Here is a 21,580-nt window from a genome sequence, read left to right as displayed (position 1 = left end):
AAACTCCCCTCAGAGCGACGCCGCGAGGATCTCCACGTAATCCTCCGCGCTCGCCTTGCGCGGGTTCGTGCCATGGCAGTGGTCGGCCAGCGCGCCCTTCACGATGCGCTCGAACCACTCGTGCTGCACGCCCATCGCGGCCAGCCCCGCGGGCAGGCCGAGGCGGGCGTTCATGTCGCGGATCGCCTCGGGAATGTCCGTGCCGGACGCCAGTCCCATCGCATGCGCCATGCGCTCCAGCCGCTGTGCCTTCTGCACGGACTCGGCCTCGGCATTGAACGCCACCACCGCCGGCAGGAACATCGCGTTGAGCGTCCCGTGGTGCAGGCGCGGATCGACGCCGCCCAGGCTGTGGCTGAGCGAATGCACGCAGCCCAGGCCTTTCTGGAACGCCATGGCCCCCTGCATCGACGCGCTCATGAGGTTGAACCGCGCCTCTCGGTCGCCGCCGTCGCGCGTGGCGCGCTCGATGTGCGACCAGCCGCGTTGCAGTCCGTCGAGCGCGATGCCGTCCGCGGGCGGATTGAAGGCCGCCGACATGAAGGTTTCCATGCAGTGCGCGATGGCGTCCATGCCCGTCGCGGCGGTGAGCTTCGGCGGCAGGCCGAGGGTCAGTTCGGGGTCACAGATCGCGGTGCGCGGAATGAGGTGCGGCGAGTGGAAGCCGAGCTTGCGGCCATCCTTCACGATGATGATCGCGCCGCGCGCGACCTCGCTGCCGGTGCCGCTGGTGGTGGGCACCGCGATCAGCGGCGCGGCGCGGCCGGTGATGCGCGGCGACCCGCCCTCGATCGTTGCGTAGCCGGTCAGCGGTCCTTCGTGCGTCGCCGCGATGGCAACACCTTTCGCGCAATCGATGGCGGAGCCGCCGCCGACCGCGATGAGGCCGTCGCAGCCCTGCGCCTTGTAGAGGGCCGCCGCAGCGAGGACGGCCGCCTCGGTCGGGTTGGACGGCGTCTGGTCGAACACCGCGTGCGGCAAGCCCGCGATGGCGTCGAGCGCCTTCTGCAGCACGCCCGCGGCCTTGACGCCCGCATCGGTGACGATCAGCGGCTTCGCGATGCCCACGCGCTCGCATTCCTGCCGCAGCAGGCCGACGGCGCCGAAATCGAACTGGACCTGGGTGACGTAGTTGATGAATGCCATGCCCGCCACTGTACGCCGCGCAAGCCGCGGACGCCGCCCGGATAAACTCTCACGCGCCATGAACCGAACCGACTTCCGCCACTCCCACCGCCTGCGCGTCCGCTGGGCCGAAGTCGACATGCAGAAGATCGTCTTCAACGCGCACTACCTGATGTACTTCGACACGGCGATCACCGATTACTGGCGCGCGCTCGCGATGCCGTACGAGGAGAGCTTGCATCAGCTGGGCGGCGACCTGTACGTAAAGAAAGCGTCGATCGAATTCGATGCCTCCGCGCGCATGGACGACCAGATCGACGTGTGCCTCAAATGCAGCCGCATCGGCACCTCGTCGATGACCTTCACCGGAGCGATCTTCCGGGGCGAGGAGCACCTGATCGGCTCCGAGCTCATCTACGTCTTCGCCGATCCGGCCACGCAGACGTCGCGGCCGGTGCCCGCGGCGCTGCGCGAGGTGCTCATGGCCTACGAAGCCGGCGAGCCGATGGTGAACGTGAAGACCGGGACCTGGGCCGAACTCGGGCACGATGCGCGGCGGATCCGCACGGACGTGTTCGTGGAGGAGCAGCGCATTCCCAAGGAGCTCGAATGGGACGAGGCCGATGCGGGCGCGGTGCATGCCGTGGCCTTCAACCGCTTCGGCAACGCGGTGGCCACCGGGCGCCTCCTCGATGCGGGGCAGGGCACGGCGAAGATCGGCCGCATGGCCGTCCACAAGGTGCTGCGCGGCTCGGGCATCGGCGAGGCCGTGCTGCGTGCGCTGGCCGGCGCCGCACACGAACGCGGCTCGCGTGAGGTGTCGCTCCACGCCCAGCGCACGGCGCAGGCGTTCTATGCCGGGCTGGGGTTCGGCGTGAGCGGCGATCCGTTCGACGAGGCCGGCATCCCTCACATCGAGATGAAGCGCGCCTTGCCGCTGGCGAACTGAGGTGGCTCGAAAGCCCGCGGCCCCTGCTGCCACGCCTGCGGCGCCGACCCTGCCGAGCGAGCCCGTGGAGGGCGACTGGACCGTCGCGATCCTCGCGGCGATGATGTTCATCGCGCCTGCGCTGGGCTCGCCGAGCGAGGAACTGCTTCAGGACACGCTGAAGTCGATGATCGTGTCGCTGACGGCGATCGGCGCGGCGGTGCTGTTCTTCGTCACGCACCGGGCGCGCAGGGGCGGCCTGCGCTGGCATGCGGTCGTCTGGCTGCCGCTGCTGCTGATATCCTACGCGCTCGGCAGCATGGCGTGGTCGCATGCGTACCTGGGCGGCGTGGAGGCGATCCGCTGGTTCGTGTTCGCGGTGATCCTGTGGCTCACGCTCAACACGATGGCTCGCGAGCGCGTCGAGGTGCTCGCCTGGGGCATCCATGCCGGCGCGGTCGTGGCATCGCTGTGGGCCGCGCTGCAGTTCTGGTTCGGGTTCAGCCTGTTCCCGCAGGGGCCCAACCCCGGCTCGACCTTCGTCAACCGCAATTTCTTCGCCGAGTTCGCGGTCTGCACGCTGCCGTTTTCCGCGCTGCTGATCGCGCGGGCGCGGCAGAGCGCGGTCGTGGCGCTGCTGTCCGCCAGCGCCGGACTGGTCGTCGTGGCGCTGTTGATGACCGGAACCCGTGCCGCGCTGCTCGCGATGTGGCTGCAACTCCTGGTCGTGCTGCCCTTCATCGCATGGCGGTGCCGCCGGCAGCTCGCATTCGCGCAGTGGCCGGCGTCGACGCGGCTCGTCGCCGCTGCCGCGCTGCTCGCCACCGTGGCCGGGCTGGGCGTCATTCCCAGCGCCAATCCGCGCATTCTCGAAGAGGAGCGTGGCGCCACCGCGCTCGAGCGGGGGCTGCGCCGGACGCAGTCCATCGGCCCGAACGACCCCTCGCTCGGCGTGCGCCAGGTGATGTGGCGCGCGGCACTGCGCGCGATCGCGGCGCGTCCGCTGACCGGCGTCGGCGCGGGGGCGTGGGAAAGCGAGATTCCGCTTTACCAGGACCGTGGCTCGCAGATCGAGACCGACTATTACGTCCACAACGAGGCGCTGCAACTGCTGGCCGAGTACGGCGTCGCGGGCTGGCTTTTCCTGCTGGGGCTGGCGGCCTATCTGCTGTCGGCCGCGTGGCGCACGTGGAAGGCGGATGGCACGGCGCATGAGGCCGAGGTCCCGTTGCGCGCGGTGGCGCTGTGCAGCCTTTTCGCGCTGATGGTTGTCAGCAACATCGGATTCCCGTGGCGGCTCGCGGCGACCGGCGCGCTGTTCGCGCTCGCGCTCGGCGTCCTCGCTGCCTCGGACGCGCGGATGGGGTTGCGTTCGCGCCGGGCCGCGTGGCCCCTGCCGTGGAGCACGCGCCATGCGCAGGTCGCGGCGCTGGCCGGCATCGCATGTTTCGGACTCGGGCTGTACGTCTCGGCCCAGGCGGCGAAGGCCGAGCGCAAGCTCGTTCATGCCGCGCGGCTCGCGCTGACCATCAACCGGTCGGGCAATCCGCAGCATCCCCAGTGGGCGGCGACCAAGCGCGAGCTCCTGCAGCTCGTGCGCGAGGGCGTCGCGATCAATCCGCACTACCGCAAGATCACGCCGATGGTGGCGGACGAACTTGCGCGCTGGGGCGACTGGACCAATGCCATCTGGATCTGGGACAGCGTGCTGGGCTCGCGGCCCTACGTCGTCGCGATCATCAGCAACGTGGCGCGAGGCTACTCGACGATCGGCGACATGGAGAAGGCGCGCGCCTACCTCGATCGCGCGAAGAAGCTGCAGCCCGATGCGGCGGCCACGCGCTCGCTCGAGGTGATCGTGCTCGCCCGCAGTGGCGACGAGCCGGCGGCGGTGCGGCTCGCCAAAGCGTCGATCGCGGCGGGCATCGTCGACTTCGACATGCTCAACGCGGGCATCACGCTCGGCGCGCGCAGCGGCGACTTCGAACTCGTGCGGCAGTCGGTCGAGCTGCGGGGGCGAGCCTTTCCGCAGACGCGCGTGGCCGGCTACACCCTGCTCGGTTCGATGTACGCAGGCGCGGCGAACGATCCGGCGAAGGCGGTGGACGCATTCCGCATGGCGATGAAATTCGCGAGCGACACGGAAAAGGCCGCCGTGCTGGCGGAGGTGCCGGCGCCGTTGCGCGCTCGCGTGGAGGCGCCGGCCGCGCCTTGACGGGCGTCCTCAGACGTCGGCCAGCAGCAGGTAGGGAAGGGGCAGCAGCTCGATGCGTCCACCATCGGCCGCGCCCGCCGCGAGCGCGCCGCCCTGCGCCGCCGCGACCTGCAGCGACACGATGGCATCGAAGCCGCCGTCCTCCGAGGCGGCGGCCTGCGCCACGATGCCCGCCGGCTGCGCGGCATCGCTTTCGTGGAAGACTTCCTGCCCCACGTGCAAGGGGGCCTCGGAATGCGCGAGGTACGCGCGCCGCTTGAGCGTGCCGCGGAACTGGCTGCGCGCCACGACCTCCTGGCCGGGGTAGCAGCCCTTCTTGAAGTTCACGCCGCCGACGGATTCGTAGTTGAGCATCTGCGGCACGAAAGCCTCGACGATCGGCGCGGTGAGCGTGGCGACGCCGCTGCGAACCTCGCCGCGCAGCCAGGCCTCGTGCGGGAGCAGGGGACCGGGCGGCGGCGCCTCGCCGGCTGGCGCCAGCCACAAGGCACGCCGCACCTTGTCCGCCGGATAAAGCTCGACGAGGCTGGCTTGTCCGCGATCGGTCTTCGTCCACGGCGCGCGCGCCTCGGGGTCGAGCGCCTGCAGCGCCTCACCGGCGATGCCGTGAAGTGCGAACTCTTCGGTGGCGTCGGTCAGCTTCGCCTTGCTGCGCAGAACGAACATCGACAGGCGCTTGAGCGTGGGGGCGAGCAGGTCGCGGCTGCAGACGAGCAGGATCTCGTCGGCGCTGCGCCTGAAGCCGATGAAGCTCGCCTGCATCCGGCCCTTGGCGCTGCAGAAGGCAGCCAGCCGCGCGTCCGCGTCGCCCATGAGCGCGAAGTCGTGCGTGAGCTGGCCGTGGAGGAATTTGGCGGCTTCGTCCCCGCGCGCGCGGATCACGCCCAGATGGGTGAGGGCGGCTACGCCATTCAGAAGAGCGGTCATGGCTGAATTATCATGGCCCTTCGCTATTCCACAGGCTCGACAGGGTGCGCCGTTTTCTGTTCCGCTTCTTCATGACGGCGCTGCTTGCGCTGGCCGCGCTCGTCGCCGCCGGCTGGTGGTGGCTCGACCGTCCGCTGCCGCTGCGCGCTTCGCCGCTCGACCTGTCCATCGAGCCCGGCACGCTGCCGCGCGGCGTGGCGCAGGCCGTGAAGGACGCGGGCGTGGACGTGAATCCGGACTTGCTCTTCCTCTGGTTCCGGCTTTCGCAGCAGGCGCGGCTCATCAAGGCCGGCAGCTACGAGCTCGAGACCGGCGTGACGCCGCGCCGGCTGCTGTCGAAACTCGCCCGCGGCGAGGAAAGCCTGCGCGCGTTGACGCTCGTCGAGGGCTGGAACTGGCGGCAGGTGCGCGCCGCGCTCAACCGCGAGGAGATGCTCAAGCACGACACGGCGAACCTCGCCGACGAGGACGTGATGAAGCTGCTGGGCCGGCCGGGTGTCCATCCCGAGGGCCGCTTTTTTCCCGACACGTACACGTACTCCAAGGGCTCGAGCGACGTCAAGGTGCTGCAGCGCGCGATGCGTGCGATGGACAATCGCCTGGCCGAGGCGTGGGCGCAGCGCAGGCCCGACTCGGTGGCGAAGTCGGCGGACGAGGCGCTGATCCTCGCGAGCATCGTCGAGAAGGAGACCGGCAGGGCGGCCGACCGCACGCTGATTTCCTCGGTGTTCAACAACCGGCTGAAGATCGGCATGCCGCTGCAGACGGACCCGACGGTGATCTACGGACTCGGCGCGAGCTTCAACGGCAACCTGCGCAAGATCGACCTTCAGACCGACACGCCCTGGAACACCTACACCCGCCCCGGCCTGCCGCCCACGCCGATCTCGATGCCGGGCAAGGCATCGCTGCTCGCGGCCGTGCAGCCGGCGGCCGGCAAGAACCTGTACTTCGTCGCCAAGGGCGATGGCGCGAGCCAGTTCAGCGAGAACCTCGACGAGCACAACCGCGCGGTGAACAAATACCAGCGGGGGCAGCGGTGAGCAGGGGCCGGGGCGTCTTCATCAGCTTCGAAGGCATCGACGGCGCCGGCAAGTCGACGCACATCGAATCGCTCGCGGCGGCCTTTCGTGCGAGCGGGCGCGCCGTCGTGCTCACGCGCGAGCCCGGCGGCACGTCGCTGGCCGAGAAGCTGCGCACGCTGGCGCTCAACGAGCCGATGGATGCGCTGACCGAGGCGCTCGTGATGTTCGCGGCGCGCCGCGACCACCTGATGCAGGTGATCGAGCCGGCGCTCGCCCGCGGGGACGCGGTCCTGTGCGACCGCTTCACCGATGCGACCTTCGCCTACCAGGGAGGCGGGCGCGGCTTCGATGCGAAGGTGCTCGCGGTGCTCGAGTCGTGGGTGCAGGGCGTGCCGGGCGTCGAAGGCCTGCGGCAGCCCGAACTCACCATCTGGTTCGATCTCTCGCCGGCCGTGGCCGCGCAGCGGCTCGCGGGCGCCCGCGTCCCGGACAAATTCGAATCGCAGCCGGTCGAATTCTTCGCCCGCGTCGCGGCTGCTTATGCGCAGCGCCTCCAGGCCGACCCGAAGCGATTCGCCCGCATCGATGCCGATCGGCCGCGCGAGCTAGTGTGGACCGATGTCCTCGCGGCGGTGCGGGCGAAGGGGTGGCTGTGAGCGAAAGCGCCGCCCCCTGGATTGCCGCGCAGTTGCAGGCGCTGCTGGCCCAGCGCGGTCATGCCTGGTTGCTCCAGGGCGCGTCGGGCCTCGGCCAGTACGAGCTCGGCCTCGGCATGGCGCAGGCCTGGCTGTGCGAGCGGCCGTCGGCGGCCGGCGCGTGCGGCGAATGCGCGAGCTGCCACGCCGTTGCGGTGCGCACGCACGCCGATCTGTTCGTGCTCATGCCGGAGACGGTGATGGACGAACTCGGCTGGCCCCTGTCGGAGAAGGCGCAGAAAGACATCGACGACAAGAAGCGCAAGGCGAGCAAGCAGATCGTCATCGAGGACATGCGCGAGGCGGTCGTGTTCTCCCAGCGCACGAGCGCGCGCGGGCAGGGCAAGGCGGTGCTCGTGTACCCGGCGGAGCGCATGAACGTGGTGACCGCCACCGCACTGCTCAAGACGCTGGAGGAGCCGCCCGGCGACGTGAAGTTCGTCCTGGCCAGCGAGGCGGCGCACCAGTTGCTGCCGACGATCCGCAGCCGCTGCCTGACGCATTCGATGGTCTGGCCGTCGCAGCGCGAGGCGATCGAATGGCTGAAGTCCCAGGGCGTCGATGCGACTGCGGCGCCCGAGCTGCTCCGCGCCGCCGGGGGCCGGCCCGCCGATGCGCTGCGCCTGCATGCGGCCGGGCGCAACCCGAAGGCGTGGGGTCTCCTGCCCCGGGCGATGGTTCGCGGCGACGTGGGTGCCTTCACGGACTGGTCGCCGCCCGAAGCCGTCGGCGCTTTGCAGAAGCTGTGCCACGACCTGCTGGCCATTCGATGCGGCGCGGCGCCGCGATTCTTCGACCCCGCCGATCTGCCCTCGGCGGGCACCGTCGCATCGCTCACCGCCTGGTCGCGCGAACTCGCACGGACCGCGCGTACCGTCGAGCATCCCTTCCAGCCGGGGCTGATGATGGAATCCCTTGTGAGCCGCGCCCGCCAGGCCCTAAACTCCCGAGCCTGACGACCGCCCACGCATGAGCACGACCGCCCCCGCACCGAACACGCCACGCCCGAGCGTCATCCAGCTTGCGATCAAGGAAAAGGCCGCGCTCTACGCCGCCTACATTCCGCTGTTTTCGGACGGCGGGGTATTCATCCCCACCACGCGCGATTACCGCCTGGGCGACGACGTTTACGTGCTGCTCTCCCTCCCGGACGATCCGCAGCGCTATCCGGTCGCCGGCAAGGTGGCATGGGTCACGCCGCCGCGCGCCGCAGCCAATCGCACGCAGGGCGTGGGCATCCGTTTCCCGGCCGACGAGAAGTCGCGCATGCTCAAGCTGAAGATCGAGGAAATCCTGGGCGCGCACCTGGGCTCCGAGCGGCCCACGCAGACGATCTAGGCTCTTAGAATCCTCGAAGCGTCATTCCCGCCTTCGCGCGGATGACAGTGCAGGGGCGCGCGCCGTTCCCCGTTTCCTCCTACCCGATGTTCGTCGACTCCCACTGCCACCTCAGCTATCCCGATCTTGCCGGGCAGCTTCCGCAAATCCGCGCCGCCATGGCCGAGGCACGGGTCGACCGCGCCCTGTGCATCTGCACCACCCTCGAGGAGTTCGAGGACGTGCATGCGCTCGCGATGCGATACGACAACTTCTGGGCGACCGTGGGCGTCCACCCGGACAACGAAGGCGTCGCCGAACCCACGTTCGACGATCTCGTGCGGCGCTCCGCGCTCCCGCGCATCGTGGCCATCGGCGAGACCGGGCTCGACTACTACCAGATGGACGAGCGCAAGGGCGGCCGCAGCGTTGCCGACCTGCAATGGCAGCGCGACCGTTTCCGCACGCACATCCGTGCCGCGCGGCACGTGCGCATGCCGCTCGTGATCCATACGCGCGCCTCGTCGGCGGATACCCTGGCGATCCTGAGGGAAGAGGGCGAGGACGGCGGCGCCGGGTCGGCGGGCGGCGTCTTTCATTGCTTCACGGAAACGGCGGCGGTGGCGCGGGCGGCGCTCGACCTCGGTTTCTACATCTCTTTTTCCGGCATCCTGACCTTCAAGAGCGCGGCCGAGCTGCGCGAAGTGGCCGCCTTCGTGCCGCCCGATCGCATGCTCATCGAGACCGACAGCCCCTACCTCGCGCCCGTGCCGTATCGAGGCAAGACCAACAATCCTTCGTACGTCCCCTATGTCGCCCGGCAGATCGCGCAACTGCGCAACATGGCCGTGGAAGACGTGGCGGCGGTCACCAGCGCCAATTTCGAGCGCCTCTTCGCCGGGGTGAAATCATGAGACTTTTCTTGAAGTTCATCGCCTACGGGCTTGTCGTCATTGCATTTTCCTCCGCCCGCGCAGGATCCTACGAGGACTTCTTCCAGGCGATCATGCGTGACCGGGCCCCGGTGGTCGCGACCCTGCTGCAGCGTGGATTCGATGCGAACACGCTCAACGAAAAAGGCGAGCACGGCCTGTTCATTGCCTTGCGCGAAGGCTCCCTGAAGGTGGCGGACGTGCTGGTGAAGTGGCCGAAGACGAACGTGGAGTGGCGAAACGGCGTCGACGAAAGTCCGTTGATGATGGCGTCCCTCCATGGCCGCATGGACATGGTGCGCAAGCTGGTCGCACGCGACGCCGACGTCAACAAGACGGGCTGGACGCCGCTGCATTACGCCGCGACCAACGGCCACCTGGATGTCATGGCGTTTCTGCTGGAGCACCATGCGTTCGTCGATTCCGAGTCGCCCAACAAGACGACGCCGCTCATGATGGCGGCGCATTACGGCTCGATCGAAGCCGTGAAACTGTTGCTGGACGAAGGCGCGGACCCGACGCTGAAGAACGAGCTGGGCCTGACCGCCATCGACTTCGCCAATCGCACGCAGCGCCGGGATGTGGTGGAACTGGTCAATGCCGCGATGCGGCGCTCCGCGTCGTCGCCGTCCACCGTGCAGCCGCCCACGGCCACGACGCCCGGGTCCGTCAAGCCTCCAGTGCCGGCTCAGCCGCAGCCGACGGGCCGCTGGTAGCGCGAGCTTTCGACCTTACCGGGTCGTGCAGGCATTGACGAGCTGAACACCGGCGCCGAGCTGGTGGGTCTCGGTCTGGCAGCGCGCCATGTTCTGGTAGTGCGCGTTGACCAGGACGCCGGGCGGGTTGTACCGCAGCGTAGCGGTGGCTCCCATCTGCGCGCTCACCGAGTCGCCCTGGCACCGCGCGGTGCGTCCGGCCATCCGCTCGACACGCCGGCAGAAATCATCGGACGGATAGTCGAACTGACGCACGATCGCGCCGCCGGCGTCGCGATAGACGAGATGCTTGCCGCCGGGTCCCTCGGGCTGGGTCGCGCAGCCCGCGAGTGCAGCCGCGGTGGCGAGGACGAAGAGGCTGGTTCGGATCATGTGAAGCTTTCCCTGAAAACGACCACGTTTGTACTGCGCAAGCGCGGCCGCGTGGGATCTGCGTAACAAGTCACTTCTAGAATACGATGCGTATTATGTCAAATGTAGGGTCGGGTCTGGTCCCTGCCTCTCTCCGGCATCTTGGGTATTCGTCCTACAACCCGCCCGCCCCGGCGCCGCGTTCTAGGAAGTGCCGGATGTTCGGCATTGGAGAAAGATCGAGATGACCAAGACCCTGATCGCCGGCGCCGCCGCCGTGCTGCTGACCCTTTCGACCCTCGCTTCGGCGCAGACCACCGCTCCGAGCGTGTCGAGCGCGTCGCCGCCCGTGGGCACGAAGGCCGACGCCAAGGCACTGAAGAAGAAGGCCGACGCCGACTACGCGGCGGCGAAGAAGGCGTGCAAGCCGATGAAGGGCGACGCCGAGAAGACCTGCAAGAAGGACGCCAAGCTGGCCTACGAAAAAGCCAAGGCCGATGCCCACGGCATGCACGAGATGGCCGAAGCCAAGACCGACAAGGAACGCGCCAAGGTCACGGCCGAAGTCGCCAAGGACAAGGCCAAGGCCGAAGAGAAGGCCGCCAAGAAGTAAGTCACCACGGGGGTGCATGAACGGCTGCACTGTCGTTATCATCACCCCCGCATGACCCGCTCCACCACGCCGGACAGCAACGCAGCCACGGCCAGCCGGCTGCCTCTCTACCGCAACGCGTTCGACTTCGATGCGTTGATTCGTGAATTCCCGCTGCCGGATGTCTTCGAGGAGACGACCTGGCGCGCCCCCCCGGAGCGCATCCGCGCCATCCAGGAAGAACGTTTCCTGCGCATCGTCGAAGTCGGCTGGAACAACCCGTTCTACCGAAAACGCTGGACCGCCGCCGGTCTCCAGCCCGGCGACATCCGAAGCCTCGACGACATCGTCAAGTTGCCCACCTACACGTCCGATGACGTGAAGGACAGCCTCGAGGCGCGGCCGCCGTTCGGGGACTTCCACGGTTTCGACCTCGATGCATTGCCGCAGGCCGGCCCGCTCAAGATGCAGACGAGCGGCGGCACCACCGGAATTCCCCGCCCCACGCTCTTCGACGCCTGGGCCTGGGAAGCGCAGGCGATCCTCGCCGCCCGCGCGCTCTACATCCAGGGGGCGCGCCCCGGCGACGTGATGCAGATCCCCATGACCTGCTCGCTCGCCAACGCCGGGTGGCTGTCGTACAAGGCCTGCCACGACTTCCTCGGCGTCCTGCCGCTCACCACGGGCAGCGGCGTCGTCACCTCCTCGCGGCAGCAACTGGAGATCGGCCGCCGTTTCGGCACGACGATGTGGCACTGTTTCCCGGAATACCTGCTGAGGCTCGCGCAGGTTGCGCAGGAGGAGCTCGGCCTGGACGTGCGCGATCTCAAGACGAAGTTCCTGCGGACCTATTTCGGGCCGGACACCGAAGGCACGCTGCGCCGCGATCTCGAAGACCGCTGGGGCTGCGTCGCCTACGACGCTTATGGCGCGAACGAGATTTCCGCGGCGGCGTTCGAGTGCCGGGAACAGAATGGCCTGCACCTGATGGAAGACGCCGTGTACATCGAAGTGCTGGATGTCGAGACGGGACAGCCCGTCGCCCCCGGCGAGCGCGGCAACCTCGTTGCCACGGTGTTCTTCCGTACCCTGCCCCCCATCATCCGCTACAACCTGCGCGACCTCGGCCGCATCCTGAGCCACGAGAAGTGCGGCTGCGGCAGCCACTTCCGGCGCATGGATCACTTCCTCGGCCGCAGCGACGCCATGGTCAAGCTGCGCGGGGTCAACGTCTATCCGATGGCGTGCCTTCCGGCCGTGCGCAGCGACCCCCGCACCACCGGCGAATGGTTCTGCATCGTCGAGCGCGTCGAGGGCGACAAGGGCGCCCCGAGAGACGAAATGGAAGTGCGCGTGGAAGTGCGCCGCGACGCGGGCTCTCGCCAGGGCCTGCAGGACGCGCTGGAAAAAAGGCTGAAGGACGAGCTCGGCGTCGCCGTTCGCGTCGCGCTCGTGGAGGAAGGCGATCTCGCCGAACTGGCCAACACGCAGGGCCGCGAGGGCAAGCCGCGCCGTCTCGTCGACCGCCGACCCGCCTATCAAGGGAATACGACGACATGAAATTCTTCGACTGCCACTCCCATTGGGCCACCGAGAAGGGCCACCTCTTCCGCAAGCCGGAAGAGCTCGCGCGCCAGGAAAAGATCTGGCACACGAAGGGCCGCTACTGGCCCGAGGAAGAGATGATCCAGACCATGCGCGACAACGACGCGCGCGTGATCCTCGACCTCGCGTGGACGCGCGACCTGCCCATCGAGCAGATCCGGGAATATCACGACTACGCCTTCGACGTCACGCGGCGCAACCGCGACGTGATCTTCGGCCACTGGCTGCTGTTCGATCCGCGCCGGCGCGACGAATCCTTGAACGAGTACAAACGTGCGAAGCAGGCCGATGGCGGCTTCATCGGATTCTCGATCTCGGGCAGCAGCACCGGCGTGCCGCCGAGCGATCCGCTGTGGTTTCCGTTCTACGAGCTCGCCATCGAGACCAAGACGCCCGTGATCATGATGGTCGGCCTCACCGGCATCGGCCAGGGCACGCGCGGCGGCTACGGGATGATCCTGGACCACAACCATCCGCGCCACGTCGACTTCGTGGCCGCGCGCTACCCCGAGCTCGACATCCTCGCCGCGCGCCCGGCGTATCCGTGGCAGGACGAGATGATCGCGGTGCTGCTGCACAAGGCGAACGTGAGCTACGAGCTGCATGGCTGGGGGCCGAAGCGGCTGCCCGAGACACTGCGCAAGGAAATCGCCACGCGGCTGCAGGATCGCGTCATGATCGGCTGCGACTTCCCCGTACTCGAATACGAGAAGGTGAAGCGCGACTGGGCATCGCTCGGCCTCGAGCCCGAGGTGCTCGAAAAAGTGATGCACCGCAACGCCGAACGCTACTTTCAAGCCACCTGAGAGGAACACTCGTGATGACGCCCAAATCCGTGAATCGCCGTACCCTCCTCGCCGCCGGCTTCGCGGCCGCGTTGCCGCTTGCGCATCCGTTTGCGCACGCGCAGGCGTACCCCTCGAAGCCGGTGAAATTCATCGTCCCGTTCGGCGTGGGCGGCAACACCGATGCGGCCGCGCGCCTGCTGGGCGCGAAGCTCGCCGAACGCTGGGGCCACCAGGTGCTCGTAGAAAACCGCACGGGCGCCGAGGGCAACCTGGGCACCGAAGCCGCGGTGAAGTCCCCGCCGGACGGCTACACGCTCTACTTCGGCACCAACACGCTTACCATCAACAAACTGATGGCGCCCAGCGCGGCCTTCGACCCCATGAAGGACCTGCTGCCGATCGCGTTGATCGGCGCGACCGAGTTCGTGCTGGGCGTGCATCCGGACGTTCCGGCGCACACCGTGGCCGAATTGATCGCCTACGCGAAGGCCAACCCCGGCAAGCTGCGCTACGGCGCGACGTCGTTCCAGGGCGTGTTCGCCACGGAACAGTTCAATGCCCTGGCAGGGACGCGCATCGAGCGCGTGCCGTATCGCGCGATGTCGAACGTGCAGGTCGACCTGCTGGCCGGACGCATCGAGGTGTTCCTCACCACGCCGGCGTCGGTGGCGCAGTACATCAACACCGGCAAGCTGCGCGCGCTCGGGGTCACCGCGGACAAACCCCTGCCCGGCCTGCCCGACGTGAAGCCGATCGGCTCGGCGCTGCCGAACCTCAAGGTGGCGACGTGGTACGGCCTCTTCGCGCCCCTGAAGACGCCGCCCGAGATGATCGCGAAGGTCGCTGCCGACCTGCGCTGGGCCGTGGACCAGCCCGACGTGCGCGCCGGCCTGGAAAAGGTCGGCGTGTCGGCGCAGTTCGGCACGGCCGAGGATCTGCGCGCGCAGATGATCAAGGACGTTGCGACGGTAGAGGATCTGGTGCGCAAGGGAGTGATGAAGCCGGGGAGCTGAGGCGCCCCGGGTACGATGCGTCAGTCGTCCCACGGAATTCACCCATGCCCACCCGCCGCCAGACCTTGCGCCACGGCCTCGCCGCCGGTGGCGCGATCGGCCTCGCCTCCTTCGGCGCGACCGATGCGCGCGCCTTCAACAAGCCCGCCTTCGATGCGAAGACGCTGCAGGACGCCATGCGAGCCCTCGGCGCGACGTCCTTCACCGAGAGCAAGGACGTCTCGATTTCCGGCCCCGAGATCTCCGAGAACGGCGCGACCGTTCCGGTCTCCGCCGCGAGCACCCTGCCCGGCCTGCGCCAGCTCGCCGTGCTGGTCGAGAAGAATCCGAGCCTGCTCTCGGCCGTGTTCAACCTGAACGACGCCATCGACGCCAGCTTCTCGCTGCGCGTGAAGATGGCGGAGTCGTCGAACGTCTACGCGGTGGCCATCGGCCGCGACGGCAAGGCGTACTTCGCGCGGCGCGAGATCAAGGTCACGCTGGGGGGATGCGCGGCATGACCGAACCCTCACGCATTCGCGCCCAGGCGCAAGGCGCGGGCGCCGTCGTGCGCATCCTCATGAACCACGAGATGGAGTCCGGCCAGCGCAAGGACGCGGGCGGCCGCCTCGTGCCGGCCTGGCACATCGCCGAAGTGACCGTGTCGCACAACGGCCGCGCCGTGCTCACGGCCGAATGGGGTCCGTCGGTCGCGAAGAATCCCTTCCTGCAGTTCAACCTGAAGTCCGCCAAGACTGGCGACCGCATCTCCGTGGCCTGGAAAGACAACCGCGGCAACACGCGCACCGATGAAGCCGCCGTGACCTGAGGTCGCCGCTCGGAGTTGCCGAATGTCCGCGCATACCTTCGTACCAACTCCCGAAGACAACTTGCAACAGTCTCATGTTTCGTTACCAACTCACGGCTTTCGACGCAGCTGAACGTTAACTCCGTCACACCGCCATATTGTTGATTCGGCATCATTCGAATACCGTAGAAAGACTCGTTCTTCAAGCAGTATCCGGCAATACGAACATCATGAGTTGGTTCAAAGCAGCACTGAAGAGCAGCGTGTACGGCCTGCTGGGCGCGGGCGCCCAGACGCCCACCGATTCCGTGCTGGAAGACAGCACCGAGGACATTCGCGAAGCCATGCTCCGTCTGCTCGGCAATCACGGCTCGCAGTATCCGCAGATCATGCGTCGCGTGCGTTATGCCGCGGACATCCAGGCGCTCTGGTACCTGCGCGGCGACCTCATGGGCGTGCTTGCATCGCTGCACGGCGAATCGAAGGCGCGCGAAAAAATGCAGTCGGTCACGCACATGTTCCAGGGCCTGCTGCCCGGCGGCATGACCTCGCGCCCCAGCCCGCTCATGTGAGCCCGGCGCCGGCTTCGGCGCCTTCATGACCCGGCATCAGTCGCGGTGCCCCCAGAAGATCAGCGCGTCGCGCCCTTCCACCGCAATTTGCACCTTGGCGCCCACGGGCAGCGCCACCTTCGTCTGCACGTGCCCGAATGGCAGTCCGGTGAACACCGGCGCATCGATTCGCTGGCGCAACCATTCCACCACCGTTTGCAGCTTGAAGCCGCGGTCGTGCGGATACGGCTTGTAATTGGTGAAGTGGCCGAGCAGCACCGCCTTCTGCTTCGCGAGCACCCCTGCGTAGAGCAACTGCGTGAGCATGCGCTCGATGCGATAGGGATGCTCGTGGACGTCCTCCAGGAACAGGATGCCACCCTTGACCTTGGGCAGCCACGGCGTGCCGGCCAGCGAAGCGACGATCGCGAGATTGCCGCCCCACAAAACGCCCTTCGCGTCCCAGGCTTTCGCCTGCGCTTCCGTCCGCGGCAATTGCCAGCCCGTGCCTTCGCCCTGGCCGGTGATGAGATCGTCGAAGCAGGCCGCCATGATGTCGTCGGGCTCGCCCTCGGTGCCGAAATCCTCTCCCACCGCCGGGCCGGACCATGTGACTTCGCCCGTTTCCGCCAGCACCGCGTTCTGGAAAGCGGTGAAGTCGCTCAGGCCGACGAAGCGCGTGCCCCGCTGCACGGCCTTCGCGATGGCCTTGTACGGCAGGTGGGGCAGCAGGCGCGTGAGTCCGTAGCCGCCGCGCGTGATGATGGCGACGTCGGCGCCGCTTTCGGCGGCGCGGCGGATCGCGGCGAGGCGCGTGTCGTCGTCGCCGGCGAACCGCATGTGGGTGGCGAAGGCCGCCTCGTCGACGACGACCTCATGGCCCATGGCCTTCAGCCGCGCGATGCCGCGGCGCACGGCTGCCTTGTCGCGCACGGCGCTCGAGGGGGAGTAGACGTAGATGCTTTTCTTCACGCGGCGAAGTATCCCACTGCTGCGCGGGCGATGGCTTCGTCGCGGCCGGGTTCCCCATGCTCGATGCGCGGCGGCGGAGTATCTGGCATGCGCTGCCGAATCCGTTCGACGAGTGCCGGGTCGAAAACGTCCAGCGCCCGCAAGGCGCGCGGCCCCGCGCGGTGGCCGCGATCCGGGTACGGTGCCTCATGCGCGCCCATGGCATCGCGCGAAGGCTTGGTTTCGGTGTCGATGACGAGCAGGCCTCGATAGCGGCCTGGCGGCGCGGACGCGCGAGTGTCCCCGTCCAAGTGCGTGTTCGAGTTCGGGTTCGAGCTCGCGTCGGCATTCGAGACGGGCGTGACCGGCGCAGTTCGCACGCCCTCGCCCTCCCCGACGAGCACACTCGCGACGTGCAAGCCCAGCCCCTGGGCCACGACAACGACGCGTCGCAGGCCGAGCCGCTCGACCAGTTCGCTCGCGATTCGGCCATGCCAGAGCACGTCGTGGGCCGATTCCTTCTTCGGCTTGTCGCTGCGGCCGAAGCCGGGCAGGTCGGGCGCAACCACGCGGTGGCCCGCGGCGACGAAGATCGGGACCATCCGGCGGAATGCGTAGCTCCAGGACTCGCCGTCATGCAGGCACAGCCAGGTGAGCGGGGCATCCGGCGCGCCCTCGTCGATGTAGTGCAGACGAAGGCCATTCAGCGTCGGCAGGTCGGCCACGTACCGGGGCGCGAAGGGCCAATCGTCCAGCGCATCGAAACGCGCGTCCGGCGTGCGCAGCGCGTCGTCCCGGAGCACCCAACCGTTTTCGCGGGCGGCCTGTCGGCGCTCGCGAAAGAAATCGGTCAACAGTGCGGCGCAATCGCCTTCCAGCACGCCAGCCGCGACCGCGGTGCGGTGATTGAGAAGTGCCTGCGCGAACAGATCGACCACCGACCCGGCCGCGCCCGTCTTCGCATCGCGCGCTCCGAACACCACGCGCTTCAGCCGCGAGTGCAGCATCGCCCCGGCGCACATCGCACACGGCTCCAGCGTGACATAAAGCTCGCAGCCGTCGAGCCGGTAGTTTCCGAGCTTGGCAGCCGCCGCGCGCAGTGCGACGATTTCGGCGTGCGCGGTGGGGTCGTTGCGGGCGATCGGCTGGTTGTGGCCGGTGGCGACGATCTCGCCGTCGCGCACGACGACCGCGCCGACGGGCACCTCGCCCGCGGCGAGCGAGCGCCGCGCTTCGTCCAGCGCGCGAGCCATGAAGTCGCGGTCGTCCATCGCATCGAGTGTACAAAGCAGCTGACGGAGGAAACGAGGACCCATGAGACGAATTCTTTTCGCGCTGTGCCTGTGCTTCGCGGTGGGTGCGGCTCAGGCCCAGCTGAAGCAGGTGCGGCAGGTGGAGGGCGTGGTCGAGTACGCGCTGCCCAATGGCCTCACGGTGCTCGTGCACCACGACGATTCCAAACCGACCGCCACGGTCAACATCACCTACATGGTGGGCAGCCGGCACGAGGGCAACGGCGAAACGGGCGCCGCGCACCTGCTCGAACACATGCTGTTCAAGGCGAGCGAAACCGTGGGCGACCCCAAGCAGGAGATGACGCGGCGCGGCGCGCGCTGGAACGGCACCACCTGGGTCGACCGCACCAATTACTTCGCGCAGTTCGCGAGCGATCAGGAGACGCTGGAGTGGATGCTCGGCTGGCTGGCCGAGTCGATGACGCGCGCGAAGCTGCTCAAAAGCGAGCTCGACACCGAGATGACCGTCGTGCGCAACGAGCTCGAGCGCGCGGAGAACAACGCGTCGCGCATCCTGGGCGGCCGCATGCGGTCGGCGGCCTATCAATGGCACGGCTATGCGCGCGACGGGCTCGGCGCGCGCAGCGACATCGAGAACATCCCCATCGAGCGCCTGCGCGAGTTCTACGTGAAGCACTACCGACCGGACAACGCGGTGCTAGTGCTGGGCGGGCGATTCGACGTGACCGCCGCGTTGCGCAAGGTGGAGCAGACCTTCGGCGCGATCGCGCGCCCGGCCACGCCGCGCCCCGCCACGTACACGCTCGAGCCTTCGCAGGACGGCGAGCGTCACGTCGTGCTGCGGCGCGCGGGCGGCGCGCCCGAGGTCTCGGCGATGTATCACGTGATGCCGGCCAACAACCCGGAGTTCGCGGCCATTCGCGTGCTTGCGCAGTTGCTGGCGCAGGATCGCGGGCCGCTGGAGACCGGCCTCGTGGACAAGCGCCTTGCCGCCAGCCGCTGGGCATGGGCCATGCCCGCGCAGGAGCCGGGCTACATCAGCATGGGCGCGTCGATCGGCGACGTCGCCGACGGCGAGGCGGCGGCCCAGCGCGCCGTCGCGGAGCTGGTTCGGATCGTCGAGACGCTGGAGCCCACGCAGGAGCAGTTCAACCGCGCGCGCGCCGAGGTGCTCCAGCACGATCGCACGCAGATCCGCGACCCCGAAAGCCTGAGCCTCGGCCTCACGGGGTCCGTCGCCTTGGGCGACTGGCGCCTGATGTTCGCGCAGCGCGACTGGGTCGATGCTCTGGTCTTCGACGACTTCAAGCGCATTGCCCGAACCTGGCTCGTGCGATCGAACCGCACGACCGGCATCTACGTCCCGGAGAAGACCGCGCCGGTGCGCGCGCCGGCGCCTGCGAACGTCAACGTTGCGCAACTGCTCAAGGACTATTCGGGCCGCGCTGTCGATGTCGCCGTGGCGGATTTCCCGCTGACGCCCGACGAGATCCAGAAGCGCGTCGTCACGAGCCGCCTCACCGTCGGCGGCGCGCCGGGTCTTCGCGTCGCCGTCCTGCCGCGCGTCACGAAGGAATCGCGCGTGCAGGGGTTGTTGCGCCTGCGATGGGGAACAGTGGAAGCCGTGAACGGCCAGGCCGTGATGGCCTCGCTGATCGGCGGCCTGCTCAGCCAGGGCACGGCCACCCTGCCCTCGGCCGAAAAGGTGCGCGAGAAGCTGCTCGCGCTCGACGCCAACGTGCGATTCACCGCGGGCGTCGGCGGCGCGACGGCCACGTTCGAGGCGCCCGCGCGCAACACGCGCGAAGTGATGGAACTCGTGGCCGAGATGCTGCAGCGACCGGCCTTTGCCGACGATGCGTTCGAGCGCGTGCGCGGAGCCGCCATCGCCGCGAACCGCGCGGCGCAATCCGACACTGCGGCTCTCGCCGCGAACTCTCTGCAGCGGGCGTTTTTCAAGTACCCGCCTGGCGACCCGCGCGAGCCGCGCACGCTCGAAGAAAGCGGCAGGCTGCTGCAGCAGGCGACGCCGGCGCAGCTCCGCGAGTTCTGGCGGCGCTTCGCGGGCGCGGGCGTCGGCGAGTTGTCCGTGGCCGGTCCGGTGGACGCGGCGCAGGTGCAATCCTGGGCGCAGCAGCTCTTCGGCGCGTGGAAGTCCGCCGAACCGCATCGGCCGTGGACTTTCTCGTACGCCGACGACTTGAAACCCGTGTCGGTCACCGTCGAAGTCCCGGAAAAAGCCAACGCCAGCTACACGGCGCGCGTGCCCTTGACGTTGAACGAGGAGTCGCCCGACTTCGCCCCGCTCTTCACCGCCGTGCAGTTGCTGGGCGGCCGCGCGGGCACGGCCTTGTGGCAGCGCGTTCGCGAGAAGGAGGGCCTGAGCTACGGCGTGAACTCGTCGCTGTCCGTGCCCTCCGTCGGACGCGAGGACGGCAATGCCGGCGCGATCAACATCAACGCGAGCTTCGCGCCGCAGAATCGCGACCGCCTGCGCGCGGTCATCCGCGACGAGATCGAGACGCGGGTGAAGAGCGGCTTCAGCGGCATCGAGGTCGGCTTCGCGCGCCGCGCCATCGCCAGCGCCCGCCGCGACTCGCTCGCGCAGCCGGTGAACCTCGTGTCGCTGCTCGCGAACAACCTGCGTTATGGACGCGACATGAACTGGTACGCGAAGCGAAGCGAAGAATTCGAGAAGCTGGATGCGCAGGCCGTGAATGCCGCGCTGGCGAAGTACCTGGACGTGAGCCGGCTCACGGAGGTGGCGGCGGGGACGTTCGGGCGCTGAGTCGAGGCGCGGTTATTTTGAATCGTCGACGGGCCGCGCCTGCTGCATCGCCCCTTCGACGGATTGCTTGACCTGGTCGAGCTGCTGCTTCGGGCTGCCCGTCGGCGCCGCGACGGCCGGCTGCCCGGGCGCGGCCGGCACCGCTTGCGAGCTCGCGGGCACCGAGACCGAGCTGAGGTTCTTCTTCGCGAGCACGCCGACGATCGCGACGACCACCAGCAGCGCCAGCACACCCACCATCGCGCGCATCGTTCATTTTCCTTTCAGGCCAAGCCGTTCCATCCACGCCGCGAGTTCGCGCTCGTCGGCGTTACCGGCAGCATAGCCCGCCTGCAGCTTCGCGTGCGATTCGGGGCGATGCTGGTTCAGCTTGATCTTGCACGCCCACTCGGTCACTTCGAGCTCAAACCCCACGATGCCCGCGAGCATCTTCAGCGCGAAGTCCTCGCCGAGGCTGCGCCATTGCTCGGCGTAAGCGGGCTCGTGGTCGCCGATCAGCTTTTTCAGCAGCGCGTCCTTGGCTTGCGGGTCTTCGATCAGCGCCGCGCGGACCTTGCAGTGCACGACGACATAGTTCCAGCTCGGGACGCGCTGGCGGTCCTCGTAGATCGCGGGCGATTGGTAGGCGTGGGGGCCGTTGAAGACCACGAGCGCCTCGGGTCGCGCCTGCAGGTAACGCCAATGCGGATTCGGCTTGGCAACGTGGCCTAGGAGGATGTACTTGCCGTCGCGCTCTTCGAGGTGCAGCGGCAGGTGCGTCACGTACGGGAATCCCGTGTCGTCGGTCGAAATCAGGTTGGCGAACGGATGCCTCCGCATCAATTCGGCGGCGGCCGCGGCATCGGTGGACTTGAACTGCGGCGGCTGGTACATGGGTGCTTCTCCAGCGCCGACTGCGTATTCCACCCGATGACGGGCACGATTCCACGCTGATGGCGGGCGCTGTTCCAGCCGATGGCGGGCGGCGTTCCATGCGATCGCGGGCAGCGTTCCATGCTGATGGCGGGCACGATTCCAT

Annotated in this window: 23 protein-coding genes; 16 read left to right on the top strand and 7 right to left on the bottom strand. The window is 68.3% G+C overall.

From position 1 onward, the window contains the following. Window positions 1-9: 9 nt before the first annotated feature. Window positions 10-1,146: an iron-containing alcohol dehydrogenase gene (locus AB7E83_RS21505; protein ID WP_428572859.1), complete on the bottom strand. Its 1,137-nt coding sequence runs from the start codon at window positions 1,144-1,146 to the stop codon at window positions 10-12. A 58-nt stretch (window positions 1,147-1,204) separates the two neighbouring features. Between AB7E83_RS21505 and AB7E83_RS21500 the strand changes: the two genes are divergently transcribed. Next, window positions 1,205-2,074: a YbgC/FadM family acyl-CoA thioesterase gene (locus AB7E83_RS21500; RefSeq protein WP_428572858.1), complete on the top strand. Its 870-nt coding sequence runs from the start codon at window positions 1,205-1,207 to the stop codon at window positions 2,072-2,074. A gap of 1 nt (window position 2,075) precedes the next feature. Then, window positions 2,076-4,268, top strand: a complete 2,193-nt coding sequence (locus AB7E83_RS21495) for an O-antigen ligase family protein (protein ID WP_428572857.1) — start codon at window positions 2,076-2,078, stop codon at window positions 4,266-4,268. A gap of 9 nt (window positions 4,269-4,277) precedes the next feature. Here AB7E83_RS21495 and AB7E83_RS21490 read toward each other — a convergent pair whose 3' ends face one another. Next, the gene (locus AB7E83_RS21490) at window positions 4,278-5,195 is read right to left on the bottom strand and encodes a YgfZ/GcvT domain-containing protein (protein ID WP_428572856.1); all 918 of its coding nucleotides are present in this window, start codon (window positions 5,193-5,195) and stop codon (window positions 4,278-4,280) included. A gap of 71 nt (window positions 5,196-5,266) precedes the next feature. Between AB7E83_RS21490 and mltG the strand changes: the two genes are divergently transcribed. From mltG to AB7E83_RS21460, 6 genes are all read left to right on the top strand, one after another. Continuing rightward, window positions 5,267-6,238, top strand: a complete 972-nt coding sequence (gene mltG / locus AB7E83_RS21485; protein ID WP_428572881.1) for an endolytic transglycosylase MltG — start codon at window positions 5,267-5,269, stop codon at window positions 6,236-6,238. Then, on the top strand, window positions 6,235-6,876 hold the full coding sequence (gene tmk / locus AB7E83_RS21480) for a dTMP kinase (RefSeq protein WP_428572855.1): 642 nt from the start codon (window positions 6,235-6,237) through the stop codon (window positions 6,874-6,876). The genes mltG and tmk overlap by 4 nt, the downstream gene beginning before the upstream one ends. After that, entirely contained in the window at window positions 6,873-7,871 is a 999-nt protein-coding gene (locus tag AB7E83_RS21475; RefSeq protein WP_428572854.1) for a DNA polymerase III subunit delta', read from the top strand. The genes tmk and AB7E83_RS21475 overlap by 4 nt, the downstream gene beginning before the upstream one ends. 13 nt (window positions 7,872-7,884) lie before the next feature. Then, complete coding sequence (locus AB7E83_RS21470) at window positions 7,885-8,253, top strand: PilZ domain-containing protein (RefSeq protein ID WP_428572853.1); 369 nt, start codon at window positions 7,885-7,887, stop codon at window positions 8,251-8,253. Between the two features lie 86 nt (window positions 8,254-8,339). Further along, window positions 8,340-9,146: a TatD family hydrolase gene (locus AB7E83_RS21465; protein ID WP_428572851.1), complete on the top strand. Its 807-nt coding sequence runs from the start codon at window positions 8,340-8,342 to the stop codon at window positions 9,144-9,146. Next, entirely contained in the window at window positions 9,143-9,880 is a 738-nt protein-coding gene (locus AB7E83_RS21460) for an ankyrin repeat domain-containing protein (RefSeq protein WP_428572850.1), read from the top strand. Before AB7E83_RS21465 ends, AB7E83_RS21460 begins: the two co-directional genes overlap by 4 nt. A gap of 15 nt (window positions 9,881-9,895) precedes the next feature. Here AB7E83_RS21460 and AB7E83_RS21455 read toward each other — a convergent pair whose 3' ends face one another. Then, the gene (locus tag AB7E83_RS21455; RefSeq protein WP_428572849.1) at window positions 9,896-10,252 is read right to left on the bottom strand and encodes a hypothetical protein; all 357 of its coding nucleotides are present in this window, start codon (window positions 10,250-10,252) and stop codon (window positions 9,896-9,898) included. A 223-nt stretch (window positions 10,253-10,475) separates the two neighbouring features. On the opposite strand from AB7E83_RS21455, the gene AB7E83_RS21450 reads away from it, so the two are divergent. The 7 genes from AB7E83_RS21450 (at window position 10,476) to AB7E83_RS21420 (ending at window position 15,588) form a co-directional block, all read left to right on the top strand. Beyond that, on the top strand, window positions 10,476-10,844 hold the full coding sequence (locus tag AB7E83_RS21450; protein WP_428572848.1) for a cell envelope biogenesis protein TolA: 369 nt from the start codon (window positions 10,476-10,478) through the stop codon (window positions 10,842-10,844). Between the two features lie 51 nt (window positions 10,845-10,895). Continuing rightward, complete coding sequence (locus AB7E83_RS21445; protein ID WP_428572847.1) at window positions 10,896-12,383, top strand: phenylacetate--CoA ligase family protein; 1,488 nt, start codon at window positions 10,896-10,898, stop codon at window positions 12,381-12,383. Then, window positions 12,380-13,234, top strand: a complete 855-nt coding sequence (locus tag AB7E83_RS21440; protein WP_428572846.1) for an amidohydrolase family protein — start codon at window positions 12,380-12,382, stop codon at window positions 13,232-13,234. Before AB7E83_RS21445 ends, AB7E83_RS21440 begins: the two co-directional genes overlap by 4 nt. Before the next feature lie 14 nt (window positions 13,235-13,248). After that, window positions 13,249-14,229 (top strand): Bug family tripartite tricarboxylate transporter substrate binding protein, encoded by a 981-nt coding sequence (locus AB7E83_RS21435; RefSeq protein WP_428572845.1) that lies wholly within the window; start codon window positions 13,249-13,251, stop codon window positions 14,227-14,229. 44 nt (window positions 14,230-14,273) lie between these two features. Continuing rightward, the gene (gene soxY, locus AB7E83_RS21430; RefSeq protein ID WP_428572844.1) at window positions 14,274-14,729 is read left to right on the top strand and encodes a thiosulfate oxidation carrier protein SoxY; all 456 of its coding nucleotides are present in this window, start codon (window positions 14,274-14,276) and stop codon (window positions 14,727-14,729) included. After that, complete coding sequence (gene soxZ, locus AB7E83_RS21425; protein WP_428572843.1) at window positions 14,726-15,037, top strand: thiosulfate oxidation carrier complex protein SoxZ; 312 nt, start codon at window positions 14,726-14,728, stop codon at window positions 15,035-15,037. Before soxY ends, soxZ begins: the two co-directional genes overlap by 4 nt. 209 nt (window positions 15,038-15,246) lie before the next feature. Beyond that, window positions 15,247-15,588 (top strand): hypothetical protein, encoded by a 342-nt coding sequence (locus AB7E83_RS21420; protein WP_428572842.1) that lies wholly within the window; start codon window positions 15,247-15,249, stop codon window positions 15,586-15,588. Window positions 15,589-15,624: 36 nt separating this feature from the next. Here AB7E83_RS21420 and AB7E83_RS21415 read toward each other — a convergent pair whose 3' ends face one another. Continuing rightward, window positions 15,625-16,539: an LD-carboxypeptidase gene (locus AB7E83_RS21415; protein ID WP_428572841.1), complete on the bottom strand. Its 915-nt coding sequence runs from the start codon at window positions 16,537-16,539 to the stop codon at window positions 15,625-15,627. Further along, window positions 16,536-17,789 carry a tRNA adenosine(34) deaminase TadA gene (gene tadA / locus AB7E83_RS21410; RefSeq protein ID WP_428572840.1) on the bottom strand — a complete coding sequence of 418 codons (1,254 nt, stop codon included), beginning with the start codon at window positions 17,787-17,789 and terminating at the stop codon, window positions 16,536-16,538. The genes AB7E83_RS21415 and tadA overlap by 4 nt, the downstream gene beginning before the upstream one ends. Window positions 17,790-17,832: 43 nt before the next feature. Here tadA and AB7E83_RS21405 point away from each other — a divergent pair, with 43 nt between their 5' ends. Next, window positions 17,833-20,562, top strand: a complete 2,730-nt coding sequence (locus AB7E83_RS21405) for a M16 family metallopeptidase (RefSeq protein ID WP_428572839.1) — start codon at window positions 17,833-17,835, stop codon at window positions 20,560-20,562. Between the two features lie 12 nt (window positions 20,563-20,574). On the opposite strand, the gene AB7E83_RS21400 is transcribed toward AB7E83_RS21405, so the two are convergent. Together AB7E83_RS21400 and AB7E83_RS21395 are read right to left on the bottom strand one after the other, a co-directional pair. Continuing rightward, the gene (locus AB7E83_RS21400) at window positions 20,575-20,811 is read right to left on the bottom strand and encodes a hypothetical protein (protein WP_428572838.1); all 237 of its coding nucleotides are present in this window, start codon (window positions 20,809-20,811) and stop codon (window positions 20,575-20,577) included. 3 nt (window positions 20,812-20,814) lie between these two features. Then, window positions 20,815-21,435 carry an FMN-binding negative transcriptional regulator gene (locus AB7E83_RS21395; RefSeq protein WP_428572880.1) on the bottom strand — a complete coding sequence of 207 codons (621 nt, stop codon included), beginning with the start codon at window positions 21,433-21,435 and terminating at the stop codon, window positions 20,815-20,817. Window positions 21,436-21,580 lie beyond the last annotated feature (145 nt).

This window comes from Ramlibacter sp. (genome assembly GCF_050250995.1).
Classification (GTDB): domain Bacteria; phylum Pseudomonadota; class Gammaproteobacteria; order Burkholderiales; family Burkholderiaceae_C; genus Ramlibacter.
This window is presented reverse-complemented; position numbering and strand designations above follow the sequence as displayed.

Excerpts from the sequence above, each read along its gene's own strand:
- AB7E83_RS21505 (WP_428572859.1), bottom strand. The coding sequence starts at position 1,146 with ATGGCATTCATCAACTACGTCACCCAGGTCCAGTTCGATTTCGGCGCC.
- AB7E83_RS21435 (WP_428572845.1), top strand. The coding sequence starts at position 13,249 with ATGACGCCCAAATCCGTGAATCGCCGTACCCTCCTCGCCGCCGGCTTC.
- AB7E83_RS21445 (WP_428572847.1), top strand. The coding sequence starts at position 10,896 with ATGACCCGCTCCACCACGCCGGACAGCAACGCAGCCACGGCCAGCCGG.
- AB7E83_RS21405 (WP_428572839.1), top strand. The coding sequence starts at position 17,833 with ATGAGACGAATTCTTTTCGCGCTGTGCCTGTGCTTCGCGGTGGGTGCG.
- soxY (WP_428572844.1), top strand. The coding sequence starts at position 14,274 with ATGCCCACCCGCCGCCAGACCTTGCGCCACGGCCTCGCCGCCGGTGGC.
- AB7E83_RS21400 (WP_428572838.1), bottom strand. The coding sequence starts at position 20,811 with ATGCGCGCGATGGTGGGTGTGCTGGCGCTGCTGGTGGTCGTCGCGATC.
- AB7E83_RS21455 (WP_428572849.1), bottom strand. The coding sequence starts at position 10,252 with ATGATCCGAACCAGCCTCTTCGTCCTCGCCACCGCGGCTGCACTCGCG.
- AB7E83_RS21470 (WP_428572853.1), top strand. The coding sequence starts at position 7,885 with ATGAGCACGACCGCCCCCGCACCGAACACGCCACGCCCGAGCGTCATC.
- AB7E83_RS21420 (WP_428572842.1), top strand. The coding sequence starts at position 15,247 with ATGAGTTGGTTCAAAGCAGCACTGAAGAGCAGCGTGTACGGCCTGCTG.
- AB7E83_RS21395 (WP_428572880.1), bottom strand. The coding sequence starts at position 21,435 with ATGTACCAGCCGCCGCAGTTCAAGTCCACCGATGCCGCGGCCGCCGCC.
- mltG (WP_428572881.1), top strand. The coding sequence starts at position 5,267 with ATGACGGCGCTGCTTGCGCTGGCCGCGCTCGTCGCCGCCGGCTGGTGG.
- AB7E83_RS21460 (WP_428572850.1), top strand. The coding sequence starts at position 9,143 with ATGAGACTTTTCTTGAAGTTCATCGCCTACGGGCTTGTCGTCATTGCA.
- AB7E83_RS21500 (WP_428572858.1), top strand. The coding sequence starts at position 1,205 with ATGAACCGAACCGACTTCCGCCACTCCCACCGCCTGCGCGTCCGCTGG.
- AB7E83_RS21490 (WP_428572856.1), bottom strand. The coding sequence starts at position 5,195 with ATGACCGCTCTTCTGAATGGCGTAGCCGCCCTCACCCATCTGGGCGTG.
- AB7E83_RS21440 (WP_428572846.1), top strand. The coding sequence starts at position 12,380 with ATGAAATTCTTCGACTGCCACTCCCATTGGGCCACCGAGAAGGGCCAC.
- tadA (WP_428572840.1), bottom strand. The coding sequence starts at position 17,789 with ATGGACGACCGCGACTTCATGGCTCGCGCGCTGGACGAAGCGCGGCGC.
- AB7E83_RS21465 (WP_428572851.1), top strand. The coding sequence starts at position 8,340 with ATGTTCGTCGACTCCCACTGCCACCTCAGCTATCCCGATCTTGCCGGG.
- soxZ (WP_428572843.1), top strand. The coding sequence starts at position 14,726 with ATGACCGAACCCTCACGCATTCGCGCCCAGGCGCAAGGCGCGGGCGCC.
- AB7E83_RS21450 (WP_428572848.1), top strand. The coding sequence starts at position 10,476 with ATGACCAAGACCCTGATCGCCGGCGCCGCCGCCGTGCTGCTGACCCTT.